Origin of the sequence: Streptomyces sp. NBC_01232, from assembly GCF_035989885.1 — a bacterium.
Taxonomy (GTDB): Bacteria; Actinomycetota; Actinomycetes; order Streptomycetales; family Streptomycetaceae; genus Streptomyces.
Map to the genome: position 1 here is coordinate 2,707,476 of NZ_CP108518.1, position 20,658 is coordinate 2,728,133.

The 20,658-nt window shown below is 72.5% G+C and carries 20 protein-coding genes; 11 read left to right on the forward strand and 9 right to left on the reverse strand.

The genetic code is table 11. The annotated features are described in order from the left end of the window. Window positions 1-115 precede the first annotated feature (115 nt). Window positions 116-565, forward strand: a complete 450-nt coding sequence (locus OG444_RS12680; protein ID WP_327262276.1) for a lactococcin 972 family bacteriocin — start codon at window positions 116-118, stop codon at window positions 563-565. A 211-nt stretch (window positions 566-776) separates the two neighbouring features. Further along, window positions 777-1,310, forward strand: a complete 534-nt coding sequence (locus OG444_RS12685) for a DUF6518 family protein (RefSeq protein ID WP_327262277.1) — start codon at window positions 777-779, stop codon at window positions 1,308-1,310. 13 nt (window positions 1,311-1,323) lie between these two features. Here OG444_RS12685 and OG444_RS12690 read toward each other — a convergent pair whose 3' ends face one another. Beyond that, complete coding sequence (locus OG444_RS12690; protein ID WP_327262278.1) at window positions 1,324-1,716, reverse strand: hypothetical protein; 393 nt, start codon at window positions 1,714-1,716, stop codon at window positions 1,324-1,326. Window positions 1,717-1,759: 43 nt separating this feature from the next. Continuing rightward, window positions 1,760-2,335, reverse strand: a complete 576-nt coding sequence (locus OG444_RS12695) for a hypothetical protein (RefSeq protein ID WP_327266758.1) — start codon at window positions 2,333-2,335, stop codon at window positions 1,760-1,762. A gap of 191 nt (window positions 2,336-2,526) precedes the next feature. Here OG444_RS12695 and OG444_RS12700 point away from each other — a divergent pair, with 191 nt between their 5' ends. Further along, window positions 2,527-2,829, forward strand: a complete 303-nt coding sequence (locus OG444_RS12700; RefSeq protein WP_327262279.1) for a hypothetical protein — start codon at window positions 2,527-2,529, stop codon at window positions 2,827-2,829. Window positions 2,830-2,842: 13 nt separating this feature from the next. Here OG444_RS12700 and OG444_RS12705 read toward each other — a convergent pair whose 3' ends face one another. The 3 genes from OG444_RS12705 to OG444_RS12715 form a co-directional block, all read right to left on the reverse strand. After that, window positions 2,843-3,925, reverse strand: coding sequence for a prenyltransferase/squalene oxidase repeat-containing protein (locus tag OG444_RS12705; RefSeq protein WP_327262280.1), 1,083 nt, complete (start codon window positions 3,923-3,925; stop codon window positions 2,843-2,845). Beyond that, the gene (locus OG444_RS12710; RefSeq protein WP_189963912.1) at window positions 3,922-4,656 is read right to left on the reverse strand and encodes a class I SAM-dependent methyltransferase; all 735 of its coding nucleotides are present in this window, start codon (window positions 4,654-4,656) and stop codon (window positions 3,922-3,924) included. Before OG444_RS12710 ends, OG444_RS12705 begins: the two co-directional genes overlap by 4 nt. A gap of 73 nt (window positions 4,657-4,729) precedes the next feature. Further along, window positions 4,730-6,043 (reverse strand): glycosyltransferase family 4 protein, encoded by a 1,314-nt coding sequence (locus tag OG444_RS12715; RefSeq protein WP_327262281.1) that lies wholly within the window; start codon window positions 6,041-6,043, stop codon window positions 4,730-4,732. 218 nt (window positions 6,044-6,261) lie between these two features. Between OG444_RS12715 and OG444_RS12720 the strand changes: the two genes are divergently transcribed. Continuing rightward, entirely contained in the window at window positions 6,262-6,885 is a 624-nt protein-coding gene (locus OG444_RS12720) for a TetR family transcriptional regulator (RefSeq protein WP_301371478.1), read from the forward strand. Window positions 6,886-8,105: 1,220 nt separating this feature from the next. Here OG444_RS12720 and OG444_RS12725 read toward each other — a convergent pair. The 3 genes from OG444_RS12725 to OG444_RS12735 all read right to left on the reverse strand — a co-directional run bounded on the left by OG444_RS12725 (window position 8,106) and on the right by OG444_RS12735 (window position 11,036). Continuing rightward, the gene (locus OG444_RS12725) at window positions 8,106-9,113 is read right to left on the reverse strand and encodes a hypothetical protein (protein WP_327262282.1); all 1,008 of its coding nucleotides are present in this window, start codon (window positions 9,111-9,113) and stop codon (window positions 8,106-8,108) included. 226 nt (window positions 9,114-9,339) lie between these two features. Continuing rightward, entirely contained in the window at window positions 9,340-9,573 is a 234-nt protein-coding gene (locus OG444_RS12730; protein ID WP_327262283.1) for a ferredoxin, read from the reverse strand. Next, window positions 9,573-11,036 (reverse strand): aldehyde dehydrogenase, encoded by a 1,464-nt coding sequence (locus tag OG444_RS12735; protein ID WP_327262284.1) that lies wholly within the window; start codon window positions 11,034-11,036, stop codon window positions 9,573-9,575. The genes OG444_RS12730 and OG444_RS12735 overlap by 1 nt, the downstream gene beginning before the upstream one ends. Window positions 11,037-11,233: 197 nt before the next feature. Between OG444_RS12735 and OG444_RS12740 the strand changes: the two genes are divergently transcribed. The 7 genes from OG444_RS12740 (at window position 11,234) to OG444_RS12770 (ending at window position 19,339) form a co-directional block, all read left to right on the forward strand. Continuing rightward, complete coding sequence (locus tag OG444_RS12740) at window positions 11,234-12,427, forward strand: MBL fold metallo-hydrolase (RefSeq protein ID WP_327262285.1); 1,194 nt, start codon at window positions 11,234-11,236, stop codon at window positions 12,425-12,427. 298 nt (window positions 12,428-12,725) lie between these two features. Further along, entirely contained in the window at window positions 12,726-13,979 is a 1,254-nt protein-coding gene (locus OG444_RS12745) for a prenyltransferase/squalene oxidase repeat-containing protein (RefSeq protein WP_327262286.1), read from the forward strand. After that, a complete protein-coding gene (locus OG444_RS12750) occupies window positions 13,979-14,644 on the forward strand; it encodes an SCO2322 family protein (RefSeq protein WP_327262287.1) in 666 nt (221 codons plus the stop codon). The genes OG444_RS12745 and OG444_RS12750 overlap by 1 nt, the downstream gene beginning before the upstream one ends. Further along, window positions 14,641-15,960: an energy-coupling factor transporter transmembrane component T gene (locus OG444_RS12755; protein ID WP_327262288.1), complete on the forward strand. Its 1,320-nt coding sequence runs from the start codon at window positions 14,641-14,643 to the stop codon at window positions 15,958-15,960. The genes OG444_RS12750 and OG444_RS12755 overlap by 4 nt, the downstream gene beginning before the upstream one ends. Further along, complete coding sequence (locus OG444_RS12760; protein WP_327262289.1) at window positions 15,957-17,735, forward strand: ABC transporter ATP-binding protein; 1,779 nt, start codon at window positions 15,957-15,959, stop codon at window positions 17,733-17,735. The genes OG444_RS12755 and OG444_RS12760 overlap by 4 nt, the downstream gene beginning before the upstream one ends. After that, a complete protein-coding gene (locus OG444_RS12765) occupies window positions 17,732-18,625 on the forward strand; it encodes an ECF transporter S component (protein WP_327262290.1) in 894 nt (297 codons plus the stop codon). Before OG444_RS12760 ends, OG444_RS12765 begins: the two co-directional genes overlap by 4 nt. A gap of 258 nt (window positions 18,626-18,883) precedes the next feature. Continuing rightward, the gene (locus tag OG444_RS12770) at window positions 18,884-19,339 is read left to right on the forward strand and encodes a transglycosylase SLT domain-containing protein (RefSeq protein WP_327262291.1); all 456 of its coding nucleotides are present in this window, start codon (window positions 18,884-18,886) and stop codon (window positions 19,337-19,339) included. Window positions 19,340-19,454: 115 nt separating this feature from the next. Here the strand turns inward: OG444_RS12770 and OG444_RS12775 are convergent, their stop codons facing one another. Beyond that, the gene (locus OG444_RS12775) at window positions 19,455-20,624 is read right to left on the reverse strand and encodes a steroid 3-ketoacyl-CoA thiolase (RefSeq protein ID WP_030390693.1); all 1,170 of its coding nucleotides are present in this window, start codon (window positions 20,622-20,624) and stop codon (window positions 19,455-19,457) included. Window positions 20,625-20,658 lie beyond the last annotated feature (34 nt).

Sequence of the window (20,658 nt, forward strand, 5' to 3'; positions counted from 1 at the left end):
ACAAAAAATGCCCTCAAGCGGAATTACTAAAATCTCTTTGCAGCGGCGACGGTTCATTGCAGACTGTTCTCGATCTTGCTCAGCGAGACCGAAGGGGAATGCAAGAAACATGAAGATGTCCAGCAAGACTTTCGCCATTGCCGCCGCATCCGTTGCAGCCGTCGGAGCTTTCGCCACCGCAACCCCGGCCATGGCCGCGACGCCGCAGCCGTTCGTCTACACCGCCGCCGCCTCGGCGACCCCGCCGGCCGAGCTCATCGGCCCGAATGGCGAAAAGCCGACACAGTGGGGCGTTGCCGCGGTTCCCGTGAACTCTTCCCGGGGCGCGTTCGCACCGCTGGCCAGCAAGAGCGTCGGCGGGGGCACCTGGAACTACGGCACCCGGGCCGCGGCCACGGGCACCACGTGCTACTCCAACTACATCCACCCGTCGAAGAAGCACTCAGCCACCGCCATCAAGGCAGGTCACACCAGCAAGGTCATCAAGGATGCCGACATCTGGGCCAACGCCTCGATCACGGCCGGCGCCGCCTACACCTGCTACACGTACTGGGGCGTCTACTAAGCCGACCGCTGAGGGCGCGCAGTAAGTCATCCACCCGGACCCCCTGGCTGTCGAATTCAGGCCAGGGGGCCGGGCCCGGAAACGGCGATGGTAAAATCTCTGCGCAATTCATATCGGGCCACATATCTTAAGGTTTCGATTTATGCGCTCTTATTTTGCAGCGGGAATGTATGCGCTCGTCGCCGGTGTAATTCTCGGGGTTTCCGGCCCCTTGCTCCTCTCCGCCGACGGCGCGGTGGGGCATGCGGCGCATCTGGTCCTGAGCGCTGGATGGAGCTGGGCCGCTCTGGCCTTTTGCGTAGGCATAATTTCCAGTTCCAAACGGCAATCTGCGGTCCTGGGCGTCCTGTCGCTCGTCGCGGCCTCCCTCGCCTACTACCTGGTGAAGGCGGGCCAGGGGGAGTTCATGGCGGCGGACCTGACCGACACGACGGGGCAGATCACCCACTTCGACTGGGCCGGCCTGATGACGAAGGTCGTCGTGTGGTGGGTCTTCGCCGCTCTGCTGGGACCGCTCATGGGCGTGGCGGGCAACCTGGCCCGCAACGGGCCCTACCGGCTCCCCTGCAGGCTGGTCATCCCGTTCGTGGCCGTCGTGGAGACGACGATGCGGCTCAAGAACGAAGCCCCCATGCTGAACGACGCCCTCGTCGAGGCGACCTGGAGCGCCACCCGCCTCGTGGCGGTGGCCGTCGCCCTCGGCCTCGTCTGCATCGAGGTGGCCGAACGACGGCGCCGCGCCTGAGGCGGCCGCGGGGTCAGGCGGGCGATTCGGCCTGCGGCACCGCTTCCAGCAGTTCCCGCACGTCCAGCGGCATCACGGCGATCTCGATGCTCCCGCCGCCCTCGTAGGCGCAGGTGACGATCCGTGAGCTCGGGTTGATGGAGATCCCCTCCTTCACGGAGGGCACCCGGACCCCGGTGGCACGCCCGCCGGGCAGCTCCACGGGCTCGCCCCGCTGCGGAACCCACCGGGCCGCGCCCCGCTCCCCGTACACCCGCCCGGGCCGCCAGCGGCCTTGACCGGCCGGGAAACGGACCATGCAGGGAATCCCGGGCACGGGCCCTGCGGCCGTCCGCTCACGATGCTTGCGCCGCAGGAGCCACCCGGCCCCTGCGGCGGCGAGGACGACCACCACGATCTCGATCACTCACCCATTGAATCAGCCGGGGTACGGCGCCGGCCGCTAGGACCTAGCCGCCCAGCTGCGACGCGCTCGGGACCTGGTCCGTCACCACCGCGCCCGCGCTCTTGCCGGCGTCCTTCACGCTGTTGATGACGCTGTCGAACGCGTCGATGTCACCGTCGCCCGCCTGCCCGCTGCGGAGCTTGCTGCCCAGCCCCTTGAGGGACTCGATGCCCGCCGTGAGCGGAGCCAGGGCCTTCGACAGCAGCGGGTCGCCCTTCGCGTTCTCGGTCGCCGCCTTGAGCCGGTTGTACGCGAACGCCCCCGCCAGGCCGGCCTTGATCAGCGCGAAGGTGCGGCCCTTGGCGCCCTTCTTGAACTTGCCCGCACGGTACGGCTTGATGATCCACTGATACGTCGCACCGGCCGCCAGGCTCGCGTTCGCAACGAACCGCGTCTTGGCGAACTTCTGCTTCTCCGCGGACGTACTGGGCGAGGGCGTCACCGCGGCGGCGGCCTGCTCGTCGGCCTCGGCGGCGACGGGCTCCGCCGCCGCGAGGGCGGCCAGCTCCCCCATCGAAGCCGCGGAGAGCTCCTCGCGCGGGCCGTTGCCGCCGCTGCCGCATGCGGTGGCGCCGACCATCAGCGCGGTGGACAGCACCACCGCCGTGACGGCGCGGCGAAGTCGAACGGTCGTGGGTACGGACACGGTTTCCTCCGGGGACTGAGGCGTCAACCGCAGCCTCACCCCGGTCCACCGGCCCCGCCACCCGGGCCGCCCGTTCGGGTTCACGGCACGGGTTTACGACCCGTCAGCGCGGCAACACGCGCCCTATGAGCACTCACACACGAGCACGCACCCGAGGAAGCAGTCAGGCAGGCCGTGCCGTCGCACTTGTGGCGGACGTGCTCGCCTTCGTGATCGGACTCTGGATCCTGCTCTACCTGCTGGAGGCCAACCAGGGCAATTCCCTGGTCGACCTCGTCCACGACGTCGCCTCCTGGCTCGCGTCCTGGTCCTACGACCTGTTCACCTTCAGCCGCGAATGGGTCCAGGTCGTCATCGGCTACGGCATCGCCGCCGTGGCCTACCTCCTCGTCGGCCATGCCGTCGCCGGCTGGCTCTACCGCCGCTGAGCCCGCACCCCGCTCACCCGCAGCAGTCGGGCTCCAGCCCGGCCGGGAGCGAGGTCCCGCCGAACACCTCGGTGGTGGCCTCGTCCCCGCCGAGCGCCGCGACGGCCAGCAGCAGCGACCCGGCCGTCCAGGTGGTCTGCTCGACCGGCCAGACGGCCTTGTCCTGGAACACGTAGCCCGTCCAGTACATGCCGTTGTCCGCGCGCAGGTGCGTGATCGAACGCAGGATCTCCAGCGCCCGGTCCGACTCCCCCGTCGCCCACAGCGCGAGCGCCAGCTCGCAGGACTCGCCGCCCGTCACCCACGGGTTGGGCAGGACGCAGCGCACACCCAGGTCCGGGACCACGAACTCGTCCCAGCGGCCGTCGAGGCGCGCCTTGGCCTCGGAGCCGGTCAGGGCCCCGCCGAGGACCGGGTAGTACCAGTCCATCGAGTAGTGGTTCTTGTCGAGGAACCGCTCCGGGTGGCGCCGGATGGCATGCCGCAGCGCGCCCGCCGCGAGCTCCCAGTCGGGCTGCGGCTCCTCGCGGTGCTCGGCGATGGCCAGCGCGCAGCGCAGCGCCTGGTGGATGGAGGAGGAACCGGTGAGCAGGGCGTCGGTGACGGCCGTACCGTCCGCCTCCCGCTTCCAGCCGATCTCGCCGCCGGGCTGCTGGAGCGAGAGGACGCACTCCACGGCCGCGTAGACGGCCGGCCACATGCGGTCGAGGAAGGCGTCGTCGCCGGTGGACAGGTAGTGGTGCCACACGCCGACGGCTATGTAGGCGGTGAAGTTGGACTCGCGGCTCGCGTCCTGCGGCTCCGCGGTGTCCACGCCGTCCGGCCGGTCGGCGTAGGCCGCGTACCAGGAGCCGTCCCGGTTCTGGTGCCGGGCCAGCCACGCGTACGCGCGCTCGGCCGCCTCGTGCTCACCGGCCGCGTCCAGCGCCATCGCGGCCTCGGTGTGGTCCCACGGGTCCAGGTGGTGCCCGCGGAACCACGGTATGGCGCCGTCGGACCGCTGGGCGGCGAGGATGCCCGCCACCGTGAGGGCGGCCTCCTCGGCCGTCAGTACGCCGTCCAGGACCAGGTGTTCGGTGCGCCCGGGCGAGCTCACTGGGTGGCGCCGACGGGGAGGTGGGGCTTCGTCGCATACGCCACGAAGCTCTTGCCGATGAGCGGGTTCAGGGCCTGCTCCGCGAGCCGCGTCGCCATCGGCTTCTTCATGATGTCCCAGACCAGGAGCTTGTGGTACGCCTTGACCGGCAGCGCCTTGTCGTTGTCCACACCGAAGGCGCACTTGAGCCACCAGTACGGGGAGTGCAGCCCGTGCGCGTGGTGCGTGCCGTACGGCTTGAGGCCCGCGGCCTTCATCTTGCCGAGCAGCTCGTCCGCCTTGTAGATGCGGATGTGGCCGCCCTCGACCTCGTGGTAGGCGTCGGAGAGCGCCCAGCAGATCTTCTCGGGGCCGTAGCGCGGCACGGTGATCGCGATGCGTCCGCCGGGCTTGAGCACGCGGACCATCTCGGCGAGCACGCCCTTGTCGTCGGGGATGTGCTCCATCACCTCGGAGATGATGACGACGTCGAAGGAGTCGTCGGGGAAGGGCAGGGCGAGCGCGTCGCCCTCCATGGCGGTGGCGGTGGCCCCGACCGGGGCCTCACCGGCCTCCTTCATGGCGGCGAACCACTTGGCGACCTCGCGGATCTCCTCGCCGTTGCGGTCGACGGCGACCACCTGGGCGCCTCTCCGGTAGCACTCGAAGGCGTGCCGGCCTGCGCCGCAGCCCAGGTCGAGTACGCGGTCGCCTGCGGCGAGCGGGAACCGGGAGAAATCGACGGTCAGCACGGGGTCCTGCCTTCGCGGTCGCGGGGGAATTCGGGGGTGGTGGGGAAAACAGCGGTGTGGCCGGGGCGGAAGGTCACCGCGCGCGGCGGGTGCGGGCGGCCCGCTCGACGGCGGCGCGGTAGTGCGCGACCGTGCCCTCGGCGGCCTTGGCCCAGGTGAACCGGGTCAGGACCCGGTCGCGCCCGGCGGCGCCGAGGCGGGCCCGCAGCTCCGGGTCGCCCAGCAGCCGGCTCAGGGCGGCGGCCAGCGCACCCGCGTCGCCGGGGGGCACCGCGAGGCAGGTCTCGCCGTCGGGGCCGGCGACCTCGGGGATCGCACCGCCGGTGGTGGCGACGAGCGGAGTGCCGGTGGCCATGGCTTCGGCCGCCGGGAGCGAGAAGCCTTCGTAGAGGGAGGGCACGCAGGCGATCTGGGCGCTGCGGACGAGGTCCACGAGTTCGGCGTCGGTGATGCCCTTGACGAAGCGGACCGCGTCCTGGAGTCCGTACGTCTCGATGGCGCGGGCGACCGGCCCCTCCTCGGCGCGCTTGCCGACGACGACGAGGTGGGCCTCGGGCTGCTCGGTGCGCAGCTTCGCGAGCGCCTCGACGAGGTGCACGAGGCCCTTGAGGGGCACGTCGGCGCTGGAGGTGGTGACGATGCGGCCCGGCACCTCGGCCACGGACGGGTCCGGCGACCACAGGTCGGTGTCGGCGCCGATGTGCACGACGTGGATGCGCTCGTCACGGACGCCCAGGTGCTGGGCGATCTCCTGCTTGGAGGAGCCGGAGACGGTGAGCACGGACGGCAGGCGGCGGGCCACGCGGCCCTGCATGCGGGTGAAGGCGTACCAGCGGCGCACGGAGGCCCGCTTCACACGGCCCGTCGCGGCGTCGAGGTCGAGCTTGCGGTCGACGGTGATCGGGTGGTGGATCGTGGTGACCAGCGGGGCGCCGAGGTCGGCGAGGAGGCCGTACCCGAGCGTCTGGTTGTCGTGGATGACGTCGAAGTCACCGGCGCGCGCGGCCAGGTGGCGGCGGGCGCGCAGCGAGAAGGTCAGCGGCTCGGGGAAGCCGCCGGTCCACATGGTGGCGACCTCGACGGCGTCGATCCAGTCCCGGTACTCGTCGCGCTTCGGCGTCCGGAAGGGGTCCGGGCTGCGGTACAGGTCCAGGCTCGGGAGTTCGGTGAGCGAGGCGCCCGTGTCGAGGACCGGGTAGGGCTGTGCACCGAGGACCTCGACGGAGTGCCCCAGCTGTACGAGCTCGCGCGCGAGGTGGCGGACGTAGACGCCCTGGCCCCCGCAGAACGGGTTCCCCTTATAGGTGAGGAGTGCGATGCGCAGCGGGCGGTCGCCGTCGGCGGCGGAACCCGCGAAAGGGCTCGTCACCATGGCCTCTGCGGTCACTCTCGGCCCCCTTCTCACTGCAACTTTCGCCGGAGCGTAACCGCTCGGATAATGTAGAACAAGTTTCAGACTTGATCCGTCGAAGACCATTGAATCTACCGGCCGGAAACCACACCGTAAGAGGCGGAGCAGGTGATTCACGCCACGGCTCCGGCGCCTACGATGCCGGCTGCGGATCAGCCCTGATTCAGCCCGCGCAACGACACGGAACGGGACACATGACAGCGGAAGTGAAGGCCGTCACCACACCGGCGTCGCCTCCCCTGACGGAGCGCCAGGAGGCACGCCGCCGGCGGATCCTGCACGCCAGCGCCCAGTTGGCCAGCCGGGGCGGATTCGACGCCGTGCAGATGCGCGAGGTCGCGGAGGCGGCGGGCGTGGCGCTGGGCACGCTCTACCGCTACTTCCCGTCCAAGGTGCACCTGCTGGTCGCCACCATGCAGGACCAGCTCCAGCACATGCACACCACGCTGCGCAAACGCCCGCCGGCCGGGGACGACCCGGCGGCCCGGGTCGCGGAGACCCTGATGCGGGCCTTCCGCGCCCTGCAGCGGGAGCCGCAGCTGGCCGACGCGATGGTGCGGGCACTGACGTTCGCGGACCGGAGCGTGAGCCCCGAGGTGGACACGGTGTCCCGGCTGACCACGGCGATCATCCTGGACGCGATGGGCCTGGAGCAGCCGCCGACGGCGGAGCAGCTCTCGGCAGTCCGGGTCATCGAGCACACCTGGCACTCGGCGCTGATCACGTGGCTCTCCGGCCGCGCCTCGATCGCCCAGGTCAAGATCGACATCGAGACGGTCTGCCGCCTGATCGACCTGACGTCCCCGGAAAAGGCCTGAAGCCGCCGCTGCGGGGGGCGGGGGCTTCGGGGGGCGGGAGCCACGCGGGCGGTGGTCTGGGATGTGTATGGGGGTTTCCCGTCAGTCCCATCGTCTCTCCGCGTCGGGCCGGCCCCTCAAGGGCGCTCCTCCTTCGTCGTCGCGTCGCTGCGCGATGTCGCTGCGCTCCACCCTTGACCGACCGTCCCGCCCCGGACATACGAAGACTGCCGGGAAACCCCCAAAGGAACGGGCCGGGCGTTCCTTTTAGGGACGGGGTGGCCGGAGAAGCCCTGCCCGGTCGGGCGTGAAAGGGCACCTTCCCGAGACGGGCCCATCCCGCACACCGGCCGGGTCGGTGGGCGCATCAAATCGCTACGCGCTCCGCACGTCTCAGCGTCCGACGACCATCCGGGGCCGGACATAGGCCGCCCACGGCCTCGATTCGTCCGTCGCCATGCGTCCGACGGCCGTCCGGGGCCGGACATAAGCCGCCCACGGCCTCGGTTCACCTCGCGAGGTGCGTCCGACGGCCGTCCGGGGCCGTTGAGAGGGATTGACGGCTGATTCCCCTGCTATTCCGTCGTGGATCCGGGTCAGAGCACAAGTGACACCACAAACCCAGCCTCAAAGCTGGGCAATTGAGGCAAACGGTCGGCGATCCGAGCGGTCCGCTCTCGCTGACCCGACTCCACGACGGAATAGCCGCTGTCGGCCGTCTTTCCACCCCGGACAGCCCTCAGACGCCCTCCATGAGAAGCACTGGGGCCTCTTGCGCGGCTTATGACCAGCTCCAGACGGTCGCCGGACGCATCTCGACAGAGGAACTGAGGCCGTGGGCGGCTTATGTCCAGCCCCGGACGGCTGTCGGACGCTGAGAGATGAGGAGCGCGTAGCAATGGGACGCGCTTCCCCCGACCCGGGCCCTGGTCCGGATGGGCCCCGCCTCGGGAAGGTGCCCCACCCCGACCGGGCCGGGCATCTGCGACCGCCCCGTCCCTCGGACCTCGGACCGGCTCGTTCTTTTGGGGGCTTCCCGGCAGTCTTTCGTTTCTCCGGGGCGGGACGGTCGGTCAAGGGTGGCCGCAGGCCATCGCGCAGCGACGCGACGACGAAGGAGGAGCGCCCTTGAGGGACCGGCCCGCCCCGGAGGGACGATGGGACTGACGGGAAACCCCCATACGCGTCACTGACCACCGCCCGCGTGACTCCCGCCCCCGAAGCCACCGCCCACCGCCCCCTCACCGCCGCGTGAGCAGGGCTCCCCATACGGCCCGCGAACGGTGCAGGCGGTAGGAGAGCTTCCCCCACGGGCGGTACCTCCACGGGATGGCGTTCGTGTATCCGTCGACCTCGCGGAACTGTGCGAGGGCCGCACGGTGGCGGCCCTGCTTGACGAGGAAATAGGCGAGCAGGTGCCGCGCCTCGGGCAGGTACGCGTGCCCCTCCGCAGCAGCGACGTCCTCCAGGGCCGCGTCCACCATCGCGATCGCGTCCGGCATCCCGTACCGCCCCGCGCTGTCGCCCTCCTCCTCGTGCTCGAACCACACGAGGAGGGGCAGCAGGGTCATCAGGTGCCCGCGGGGCGCCTGCTGAACCGCCCGTGCCGCGAACTCCTCCGCTTCGGCCCGTGAACCGCGCCACTTGCGGCAGTAGTACTGCACCGCGGCATGGTGCGCGGCGAAGTGGTGCGGCGACCTGGCCTGGACCTCGGCCCACAAATCGGCCATGGCGTCCTTGGGATAGCCAAGCCCGAGGGCCACCCAGACCGTATCGGCCAGTGGCGTCGGATCGTCCGGACAGACCTTCGCCGCGTGCGCCAGCGCCCCGCGCGCCGAGTGGAGCTCGCGGTGGAAGGCGTCGAACTGCCCCTGCGACGTCGCAACCGCCCGCTGCGCTCCGCGCAGCTTCCAGGCCTGCTTGACGCGCGCACACGCGGCGACCATGACCGCATCGGGATGGTCCGGGTCGGCCGCCTGCCACGCCTTCAGCCACGCATCACCGTCGTGGACGGCCGAGTACGCCAGGCTCCCCGCACAGCGCGTTCGGCGGTCCCAGTCCGTACCGGCCGCCGCGAGCAGTTCGGCCGCGGGCTGCCACGCTCCGGAGCGGACGGCCTTGAGCGTGCGCCGGAGTTGGGGATCGGGGCCGGCCATACGTCCGTTCAGGAGCCGCAGGGGCATCAGGGTGGTGAGGAGAAAACACACCGCCACGACCGCCACCACAGTGAGGAAGATCGGGACGGACACGGAGGGATCGACCACTGGGGTGACGTCCGGCGGGCGAAGGGCCACTGAGGTTCCTGTCGTTGGACTCGTCCGCTCGTCCGTCCATCCGTTCGAGACGTGAGCGCAGCGGAGTATGCAACACCGACAGCGGAACCTCCAAGGGGCGGCCGGGCCCTCGACCGAGGGCCCCGACCGCCCCGACCGAGCGGCCCCGACCGAGCAGCCCCCGGAGCCGCCCCTCCCCTCTCTACTCCTCCGGCGGGAACACCGGTTCGCCCGTCGCCGCCAGGGTGATCAGGATGGCCTCCACCGGACAGCCCTCCGCCGCGGTGAGGGTCGGTTCGTTCGCGTCCGACTGGGGTGCGCGCGGGTGGGACTGGCGCGCCGAGTCCAGGACGAAGCCGTCCGGGGCGTGGTTCACGCACATGCCTGAGCCGATGCAGACCCCTCTGTCCACCTCGACCTGCCAGCGGTCACCCATCAGGCACCCGCCTCGTAGCCCGCCGGGAGGTGGATCATCTTGTGCTCCAGGTACTCGCTCAGGCCCTCCGGGCCGAACTCCCGTCCCACGCCGCTGTTCTTGTAGCCGCCGAACGGCCCCAGCATGTCCAGGCTGAAGGTGTTCACGTTGAAGGTGCCGGTGCGGATCCTCCGGGCGAAGTCGATGCCGTGCTCGACGTCGGCGGTCCAGACGCTGCCGCTGAGGCCGAAGTCCGAGTCGTCGGCCACCCGTACCGCCTCGGCCTCGTCCTCGTACGGGATCAGGCAGACGACCGGGCCGAAGATCTCCTCGCGCGCGATCCGCATGGAGTTGTCGACGTCTCCGAAGAGGGTGGGCTCCACGTACCAGCCCTGCTCCAGGCCCGCCGGGCGGCCGCCGCCCGCCAGGATCTTCGCGCCCTCCTCCTGGCCGATCCGGATGTAGTCCAGGGAGCGCTGCTGCTGGCGCTGCGCGACGAGCGGGCCGAGCTGTGTCGCCGGGTCGAGCGGGTCGCCGACGACCAGCGCGCCGGCCGCGGCCGCGAGAGCCTCGGCCACCTCCTCGTACCGGCTGCGGGGCGCGAGGATACGGGTCTGGGCCACGCACGCCTGGCCGTTGTTCATCCAGGCCGCGGGCACGATCCCGGCGACCGCGGTCGCCAGGTCGGCGTCCGGGAGGATCACTGCGGCGGACTTCCCGCCGAGTTCGAGGGTGACGCGGGTGAGGTTGCGCGCGGCGACCTCCATCACGCGCTTGCCGGCCGCGACCGAGCCGGTGAAGGCGACCTTGTCGATACCGGGGTGGCCGACCAGGTACTCGCTGACCTCACGGTCGGCGGGCAGGATCGACAGCACGCCCTCGGGGAGGCCGGCCTCCCGCGCGATGTCGGCGAGGATGTAGGAGTCCAGCGGCGCCTCGGGCGACGGCTTGAGGATCACCGTCGACCCGGTCAGGAGCGCCGGGGCGAGTTTGGCCGCGGCCACGAACTGCGGGACGTTCCACGGGATGACGGCGGCGACCACGCCCACCGGCTCCCGGCGCACCAGGATCGGGCCGAGGACGCCCTGGCGGTGCTCCTCGTAGGGGTAGGCGCGGGCGACCGTGATCGCGGCGTCGTAGACCATCATCGGGCCGAGGGCCTGGGCGAGGACGCTCCAGGAGTACGGGGACCCGTTCTGGGAGCTGATGGAGCGGGCTATCTCCTCGTGCCGGACGGCGATGGCGTCCTTGATCCGGGAGACGACGGCGATCCGCTCGTCCAGGGTCATCCGCGGCCAGGGACCCTCATCGAACGCCTTGCGCGCGACCGCGACGGCACGGTCCACGTCCGCCTTCGAGGCGTGCGGGACGGATCCGATGACCTGCTCGGTGTGGGGGGAGACGATCCGGATCGTGTCGGTGCCCAGCGGATCCGTCCACTCCCCGCCGATGAACAGTTGTCCGTGTTCCACGAGCTCGGTCATGGCTGAGGCCTCCTGCGGCTTGGCGTTCCAGAACTGATACCAGTTCTAGTTAGAGGAGTCCACGGCCAGGACCGAACCACCGGCGCCGCTGCGGAGAAGATCGAACGACTAGTCAGAGAGCCGGGAAAGTGGTCGACTTGGGCTACTACTGAAACACGTTCTCATCCGAGGGCGGCAACAGGGGAGGGCGAGGGCGCATGACGGAGGACGGCACGTCACAGGCCGCGCAGGACGCACCACAGGACACGCAGGACAGGCGGGCTCCACGGGCCCCGCAGGACGTGCCAGCCCCGCAGGCCCCACAGGCAGCGCCGGTCCCGGCAGCCCCGCCGGCCCCGCAGGCCCCGCAGGACGCACCACACGTCACCGACCACGGCGGAGGCGTGTGGGCCATCAAGGTCCCCATCCCCGACAACCCCCTCGGACACACCCTCGTCCACGTCCTCGACACCGACCGCGGCCCGGTCCTCGTCGACACCGGCTGGGACGACCCCGCCTCCTGGAACACCCTCGTCGCCGGCCTCGTCGCCCTCGGCATCGCCGTCGCCGACGTCCACGGCGTCGTCATCACCCACCACCACCCCGACCACCACGGCCTCTCCGGCCAGGTCCGCGAGGCCTCCGGCGCATGGATCGCCATGCACGCCGCCGACACCGAGGTCGTCGTACGGACCCGCTCCTCCGAGCCCGGCGTCTGGTTCGACTACATGAGCGCCAAGCTCGCCGCCGCCGGAGCCCCCGAGGAGCACATCGCCCCGCTGCGCGCCGCCCGCGCGAGCGGCCGCATGCGGACCCTGCCCGGCCTGCGCGCCGCCGTCCCCGACCGGGAGATCGTCCCCGCCGAGCTGCTGCCCCTGGCCGGGCGCCGGCTGCGCGCGATCTGGACCCCGGGCCACACCCCCGGCCACGTCTGCCTGCACCTGGAGGAACAGCACCCGGCGAACCTCCCCGGCAACGGCCGCCTCTTCTCCGGGGACCACCTGCTGCCCGGGATCTCCCCGCACATCGGCCTGTACGAGGCCCCGGAGGACACCCGCGTCACCGACCCTCTCGGCGACTACCTCGACTCCCTCGAACGCATCGGCCGCCTGGGCCCCGCCGAGGTGCTCCCGGCCCACCAGCACGCCTTCACCGACGCTCCCGCCCGCGTACGGGAGCTCCTGGACCACCACGAGCAACGGCTCACCGGCCTCCGGGAGCTGCTGGCCGAACCGCTGACCCCGTGGGGGCTGGCCGAGCGGATGGAGTGGAACAGGCCCTGGGAGCAGATCCCGTACGGCTCCCGCAACATCGCCGTCTCGGAGGCGGAGGCCCATCTGCGACGGCTGGTCAAGCAGGGCCGCGCGGAGGCGGTGCCGGGCACGGACCCGGTCACCTACCGGGCCGTGTAAGGGGCACCCGGTCCCTGCACCCCGGAGCCCGCCGGTTACGGGCCGGTAGAGTGAACCTGTCGTCCACACCTCTGTACGGGGGGAAGCCGGTGCGATTCCGGCGCTGACCCGCAACCGTGACCCACACCCGGCACCGCTCCGCGCCCGGGCGGGGAGCCGGAATGCCCCGTACCGGAGGTGCGCGGCTCGTGTCGCCGGGAACCCCCGGCGGCCGGCACCGTCGAGGTAAGCGGAGCCGGAGCCCGGTGCCTGTGCGTGCCTGCTGCCGGTTCCCCCGTACGAGAGGCACTCGCCCCCCATGAACGTCCGTCGCAGCGCAGCCGCGCTCGCAGCCTCCGCCGTGCTCTGCGTGGGCGTCGCCCCCGCAGCCCTCGCCGACACCGCGCCGCCCGCCTCGCCCTCCGCGCCCCCGGTGATCCCCTCCGGTCTCTTCGGCAAGAGCGACCCCACCTACGACGGTGTGTGGCGGCAGTCCTTCGCGCTGCTCGCCCAGCACACCGTCGGGCTGAAGCCCTCCCGGGAGGCCCAGGTCTGGCTGGCCGGCCAGCAGTGCGACAACGGCGGATTCGCCTCGTTCCGCCCGAACGCCGCCATGGCGTGCGACGCGAACACGATGTACGACACGAACGCCACCGCCGCGGCCGTGCAGGCGATGAAGGCCCTCGGCGGCCAGGACGCCTCGGTGAAGAGCAGCGTGGACTGGCTGAAGTCCGTCCAGAACGAGGACGGCGGCTGGAGCTACGTGCCCGGCTCCCCCAGCGACGCCAACTCCACCGCCGTGGTCATCAGCGCGCTGTCCGCGGCGGGCCAGAAGCCGGCCGAGGTCAAGTCGAAGGCGGGCAAGTCGGCCTACGAGGGCCTGCTCTCCTTCCAGCTGGGCTGCACCGCCGAGCCGGCCGCCGACCGCGGCTCCTTCGCGTACCAGCCGGCCGACGGCAAGCTCCTCGCCAACGCCGATGCCACGGCCGCCGCGGCCCTGGCCGGCCTCGGCAAGGGCGCGGCCGTCGTACCGTCGGCCGAGAACACCCCCGCGGCCCCGCTGGTCTGCCCGGCGGCGAACGCCGCCGACCCGGCGGCCGCCGCCCAGGGCGCGGCCGGCTACCTGGCCGAGGCCCTCAAGAAGGACGGCCACCTCGTGGCCGTCACCCCGGGCGCGGACCAGCCCACCCCGGACACCGGCAACACCGCCGACGCGGTGATCGCCCTGGCCGCCGCCGGGCACAAGGAGTCGGCGGCGGGCGCGCTGGAGTGGCTGAAGGCCAACTCCGCCGAGTGGGCGAAGGGCAGCCCGGCGGCCCTGGGCACGCTCGTGCTCGCCGCGCACGCGACCGGCACCGACCCGAAGTCCTTCGGCGGCACCGACCTCGTCGCCGCACTGAACGCGACCGGCCCGGCCCCGCAGGGCGCCGACACCGAAGCGACCAAGGTGAACGGTGAGAAGGACAAGCCCTCCAGCAGCCAGAACGTCTGGTGGATCGTCGGTGCGGGTGCCGCGGCCGGTATCGGCATCGGCATCCTGCTGAGCGGCCGCCGGAAGAAGAACCAGTCCTGATGCGCCGCCGCCTGCCCGCCGTGGCCCTCGCCCTCGGGATCGCACTGGCCCTGCTGGCCGCCACTCCGGCGCTGGCGGCCGGCTACCGCTACTGGTCGTTCTGGGACGGCGCGGCGGGCGGCACATGGGTGTACGCCACCCAGGGCCCCTCGCTGGCCCGCCCGGCGGACGGCGCCGTCCAGGGCTTCCGCTTCTCGGTGAGCAAGGACGCGGCGGCGCAGGCGGCCCAGCCGCGCGCCGCGGCCGACTTCGAGGCCGTCTGCGGGGCGACCGCCCCGGCGGAGGGCAGGAAGCGGGTGGCGCTCGTCATCGACTTCGGCGTCCCCGAGGACGCCCCGGCGGGCGACACCCCGCCCGGGGCCGCGCCGCGCACCGCCTGCGCGCAGGTGGCCCCGGACGCCACGGCGGCCGAGGCGCTGGCCTCGGTCGCCAAGCCGCTGCGCTACAACAGCGCGGCACTGCTGTGCGCGATCTCCGGCTACCCGAAGCAGGGCTGCGGCGACCAGGTCGCGGACGGCCCGACGCCGTCGGCCTCCCCGGCCGCCCCGGCCGAAGCCGGCGACGGTGAGGGCGGGGGCCCGTCCGCGGGCCTGCTCGCGGGCATCGCCGCGGTGGCGGCCCTGGCTGCGGCCGGCGTCTGGCAGTCCCGCCGCCGCAGCCGATGACCGGCCACACCGCCGCGGTGCCCCCCGGCGACAGCGCCGGACCGTCCACCGGGACGACCCGCACCACCGGCACCGGTACCGGCACCCGCGGCGCCCGGCCTCAGGCCCAGCGCACCCCCACCGGAGCAACACCCACCGGAGCGACACCCGGCGGCGTGGCCCCGGCCCGCCGGAGCGAGGCCGCGGCGCCGGAACGCCCGCACCGGTCGACGTACGAACGCTGGAGGCCCCCGCAGGCCGGCCGGGCCACCGCCCTGCACGCAGGGGCCTGGTGGCTGTGGGCCCTCGGCCTTGCCACCGCAGCTTCCCGCACCACCAACCCGCTGCTCCTCGGGCTGATCATCGGCGTCGCCGGTTACGTGGTCGCGTCCCGCCGCACGGACGCGCCCTGGGCCCGTTCCTACGGCGCGTTCCTCAAGCTCGGGCTCTTCGTCATCGGCCTGCGCCTCATCTTCTCCATGCTCCTCGGCTCCGCCATCCCCGGATCGCACACCCTCTTCACCCTCCCCGAGGTCCCGCTCCCCGCCTGGGCCCAGGGCATCCGCTTCGGCGGCCGGGTCACCGCCGAGCAGCTCGTCTTCGCCTTCTACGACGGCCTGAAACTGGCCACGCTCCTGGTGTGCGTCGGCGCCGCGAACGCCCTCGCCAATCCGGCGCGGCTCCTGAAGTCCCTCCCGGCCGCCCTGTACGAGGCCGGCGTCGCCGTCGTCGTCGCCATGACCTTCGCGCCGAACATGGTCGCCGACGTCGTCCGCCTGCGGACCGCCCGCCGGCTGCGCGGCCGCCCCACCGGCGGCGTGAAGGCCATCCTCCAGATCGGCCTGCCGGTCCTGGAGGGCGCACTGGAACGCTCCGTCGCCCTCGCCGCGTCGATGGACGCGCGCGGCTACGGCCGCACGGCCCGGGTCCCGCCCGCCGTCCGGCACACCACCAACGCCCTCACCCTCGGCGGCCTGCTCGGCATGTGCGCGGGCACGTACGGCCTGCTCGCCGCGCAGGGCGCCGCGTACGGGCTCCCCGTGCTCGGCATCGGCGCCGCCCTCGCCGTCGCGGGGCTGCGCCTCGGCGGCCGCCGGTCGGTGCGCACCCGCTACCGGCCCGACCGCTGGGGCGTACGCGCCTGGCTGGTCGCCGGATCGGGCGCGGCCGTCGCCGCCCTGCTGATCCACGCCGGCACCGTCGACCCCGCCGCCCTGCACCCGGGCGTGGTCCCGCTGGCGGCCCCCACACTTCCGCTGTGGCCGGCGGCCGCGATCCTGATCGGCCTGCTGCCCGCCTTCGTGGCACCCGTACCGCCCAAGGAGGCATCGCAGTGATCCGCTTCGAGCAGGTGTCGGTCACCTACGAGGACGCGGCCGGCCCCTCCCTGCAGGGCGTCGACCTGGAGATCCCGGAGGGCGAGCTGACGCTCCTGGTCGGCCCGTCGGGCGTCGGAAAGTCCACCCTGCTGGGGACGGTCTCCGGGCTGGTCCCGCACTTCACGGGCGGCACCCTGCGGGGCCGGGTCACGGTCGCCGGCCGGGACACGCGCACCCACCTGCCGCGCGAGCTCGCGGACGTGGTGGGCACGGTCGGCCAGGACCCGCTCGCGCACTTCGTGACGGACGTGGTCGAGGACGAACTCGCCTACGGCATGGAGTCCCTGGGCCTGCCACCTGCGGTGATGCGTCGCCGGGTGGAGGAGACCCTGGACCTGCTGGGCCTGAACGAGCTGCGCGACCGGCCGATCGCGACACTGTCCGGCGGCCAGCAGCAGCGGGTCGCGATCGGCTCGGTCCTCACCCCTCACCCGAAGGTGCTGGTGCTGGACGAGCCGACCTCCGCGCTGGACCCGGCGGCGGCGGAGGAGGTCCTCGCGGTCCTCCAGCGCCTGGTCCACGACCTGGGCACCACGGTGCTGATGGCGGAGCACCGGCTGGAGCGGGTGGTCCAGTACGCCGACCAGGTCCTGCTCCTGCCCGCCCCGGGCGCGGCTCCGCTGATCGGCACCCCTGCGGAGATCATGGCCGTCTCCCCGGTCCACCCGCCGGTGGTCTCCCTGGGCCGCCTCGCGGGCTGGTCCCCCCTCCCCCTCTCGGTCCGCGACGCCCGCCGCCGGGCCGCTCCCCTCCGCTCCCGCCTGACATCCGTTCCGAATCCAGCCCCGCCCGCGCTCGAGGCGAATACAGCCCCGCCGGCGCTTGAGGCGCGGGGGTCCGGGGGCGGAGCCCCCGCCACCGGAGCCCCCGGGTTCCTCTCGCGCCTGCTCCGCCGCGGCAGGCCGACCCCCGCCAACGGCACCGGCACCGGCACCGGCACCGGCACCGCCCCCGCCGAGGTCCGCAACCTCTCCGTCCGCCGCGGCCGCGTCCAGGCCCTGCACGGCGTCACCCTCACCGTGTCCCCCGGCGAGACCGTCGCCCTCATGGGCCGCAACGGCGCCGGCAAGTCCACCCTCCTCTCGACCCTCGTCGGTACGGTCCCGCCCACCACCGGCGAGGTGACCGTCGGCGGCCGCGCCCCCCACCGCACGGCCCCGCCCGAGATGGTGCGCCGCGTCGGCCTCGTCCCGCAGGAGCCCCGCGACCTCCTCTACGCCGACACGGTCGCCGCCGAGTGCGCCGCCGCCGACTCCGACGCCGCCGCGCCCCCCGGCACCTGCCGCGACCTCGTCTCCGCGCTGCTCCCCGACGTCCCCGACGACACCCACCCGCGCGATCTCTCCGAGGGCCAGCGCCTGGCCCTCGCCCTCGCGCTGGTCCTCACGGGCCGCCCCGCCCTGCTGCTGCTCGACGAGCCCACCCGCGGCCTGGACTACGCCGCCAAGGTCCGCCTGATCGAGATCCTTCGCGGCCTCGCCGCCGACGGGCACGCCATCGTCCTGGCCACCCACGACGTGGAGCTCGCCGCCGAGCTGGCCCACCGCGTGGTGATCCTGGCCGGCGGGGAGGTCGTCGCGGACGGCCCGACCGCCGAGGTCGTCGTCTCCTCTCCCGCCTTCGCGCCGCAGGTGGCGAAGGTCCTGGCCCCGGGCCACTGGCTCACGGTGGCCCAGGTCGCCGAGGCGCTCGACGCGGCGGAGGCGCTCGACGCCGCGGAGGCGGCCCGATGAGCCGCCCCGTCCGCATCGGCCCCCGCGCCGCCGTGGCCCTGGTCCTCGTCACCCTCATCGGCATCGCGGCCTTCGGCTGGCCGCTGCTCGCCGACCGCCAGTCGGGCCTCGCCCACTCCCAGGACGCCCCCTGGCTCTTCGCCGCGCTCCTTCCGCTCCTGGTGGCGGTGGTCGTCGCGACCGTCGCCGACAACGGCATGGACGCCAAGGCGGTGGCGATGCTCGGCGTGCTCGCCGCCGTCGGGGCGGCGCTGAGACCGCTGGGCGCCGGCACGGCCGGGCTGGAGCCGATGTTCTTCCTGATGGTGCTCAGCGCACGCGTGCTCGGCCCCGGCTTCGGCTTCGTCCTGGGCTCGGTGACGATGTTCGCCTCCGCCCTGCTGACGGGCGGGGTCGGGCCGTGGATGCCGTTCCAGATGCTGGCGATGGGCTGGTTCGCGCTGGGGGCCGGGCTGCTGCCGGGCGCGATGGGGGTCCCCCCTGCTCGAGCGAAGCCGAGAGCTTGGGGGAAGATCAGGGGCCGGGCGGAGCTGCTGATGCTGGCGGCGTACGGCTTCGCGGGCGCGTTCGCGTACGGCACGATCATGAACCTGCAGGGCTGGGTGATCCTGCAGGGGATGGACCAGGGCGTCTCCTTCCATGCGGGGGAGCCGGTGGCCGCGAACCTGGTGCGGTTCCTCGCGTACTGCCTGGCGACCTCGGTGGGCTGGGACCTGGGCCGGGCCGTGCTGACGGTCGTACTGACCCTCACGCTCGGGGCGACCCTGCTGAAGGCCCTGCGCCGGGCGACCCGCAAAGCCGCCTTCGACGCGCCCGTCGCCTTCGATCCGGGGACCGGAACCGGCAGCGCCCCCGCCCTCGAAAGGGGTACGAAGGGCGACGGAGGGTGACATTCGGGGCCTCCGCCGGTGACCCGCCCCATAGGAGCCACGTCACATACGACGGCGGCTAGTAGACCCCCGGCCCGCTCTGCTGCGGGGGTTAGGCGCGCACGGCCGGCCCCTTGCTGCGAGGAGCGCTAGTAGGAGCGACCTTTGCCAGGCCGTCGGGGCGTCTGTAGAACTGGATGAGTCGCAAGGCGGCAGGGGTACTTCAGGTACTTCACCCGCCGCCGACGAACCCCTCTCCTTTGCGTGAGTGGCTCACGCATGTCTTCGGCATGCGTGCGACCGCCCTTGTCCCCGTCGGAAGGTCCATCCGTGTCCAACGCCATCATCCGCCGCATCGCCACCTCCAAGAAGGCCCTCGCGGGCACCGTCGTCGCCCTCGGTGTCGCCGGTTCCATGCTTGCCACGGTTCCCGCCCAGGCGGCCCCGATGAGCGCCAAGGCGATCGCGCAGCAGATGATCAAGGACCCGGCCCAGTTCGCCGCCTTCGACAAGATCATCTCGCACGAGAGCGGCTGGAACCACACCGCGACCAACGCCTCCTCCGGCGCGTACGGCCTGGCCCAGGCCCTGCCGGCCTCGAAGATGGCTTCGGCCGGCGCGGACTGGAAGACCAACCCCGCCACCCAGATCAAGTGGGGCCTGGACTACATGAACGACCGCTACGGCAGCCCCGTCGGCGCCTGGAACTTCTGGTCCGCCAACCACTGGTACTGAGCCACCAGCGGGCAGCAGCGCAGCACAGCAGACATACGAGGGCCCCGGTGGCCGGCCTCCCCAGGTCCGGCCACCGGGGCCTTCTGCATCCCATCCCACGGGACTCAGGGGCGCCTCACAGGCGCTGGATGATCGTGCCGGTCGCCAGCGCGCCTCCCGCGCACATGGTGATCAGCGCGAACTCCTTGTCGCGGCGCTCCAGCTCGTGCAGCGCCGTGGTGATCAGCCGGGCGCCGGTGGCGCCGACGGGGTGGCCGAGCGCGATGCCCCCGCCGTTGACGTTGACCTTCTCCAGGTCCTGGTCGAAGACCTGCGCCCAGGACAGGACCACGGAGGCGAAGGCCTCGTTGATCTCGACGAGGTCGATGTCCCGCAGCGACATCCCGGCCTTGCCGAGCACGGCCCGGGTCGCGTCGATCGGCCCGTCGAGGTGGTAGTGGGGGTCGGCGCCGACGAGGGTCTGGGCGACGATCCGGGCACGCGGCTTGAGCTTGAGTGCGCGGGCCATCTTGCGCGAGGCCCACATCACGGCCGCGGCGCCGTCGGATATCTGCGAGGAGTTCCCGGCGGTGTGCACGGCCGTGGGCATGACCGGCTTGAGCCGGGCCAGCGCCTCCATGCTGGTGTCGCGCAGGCCCTCGTCCCGGTCGACCAGGCGCCACATGCCCTGGCCGGCGGCCTGCTCCTCCTCGGTCGTCGGCACCTGCACGGCGAAGGTCTCGCGCTTGAACCGCTCCTCGGCCCACGCGGCGGCGGCCCGCTCCTGGGAGAGCAGCCCCAGCCGGTCCACGTCCTCGCGGGACAGGCCCCGGTGGCGCGCGATCCGCTCGGCGGCCTCGAACTGGTTGGGGAGGTCGACGTTCCACTCGTCCGGGAAGGGCTTCCCCGGGCCGTGCTTGGATCCGGAGCCGAGCGGCACACGGCTCATGGCCTCGACGCCGCAGGCGATGCCGATGTCCATGACCCCGCCGGAGATCATGTTGGCGACCATGTGGTTGGCCTGCTGCGAGCTGCCGCACTGACAGTCCACCGTCGTCGCGGCGGTCTCGTACGGGAGCCCCATGGCGAGCCAGGCGTTGCGGGCGGGGTTCATCGACTGCTCGCCTGCGTGCGTCACGGTGCCGCCCACGATCTGCTCCACGCAGTCGGGCTGGATTCCGGTACGGGCCAGCAGTTCGCGGTAGGTCTCACCGAGCAAGTAGGCGGGATGGAGGTTGGCGAGAGCGCCCCCGCGCTTACCGATGGGGGTGCGTACGGCTTCGACAATGACGGGTTCCGCGGCCATGAGCTCGTCCTCTCCTGCACTGCGTCAGCACGGC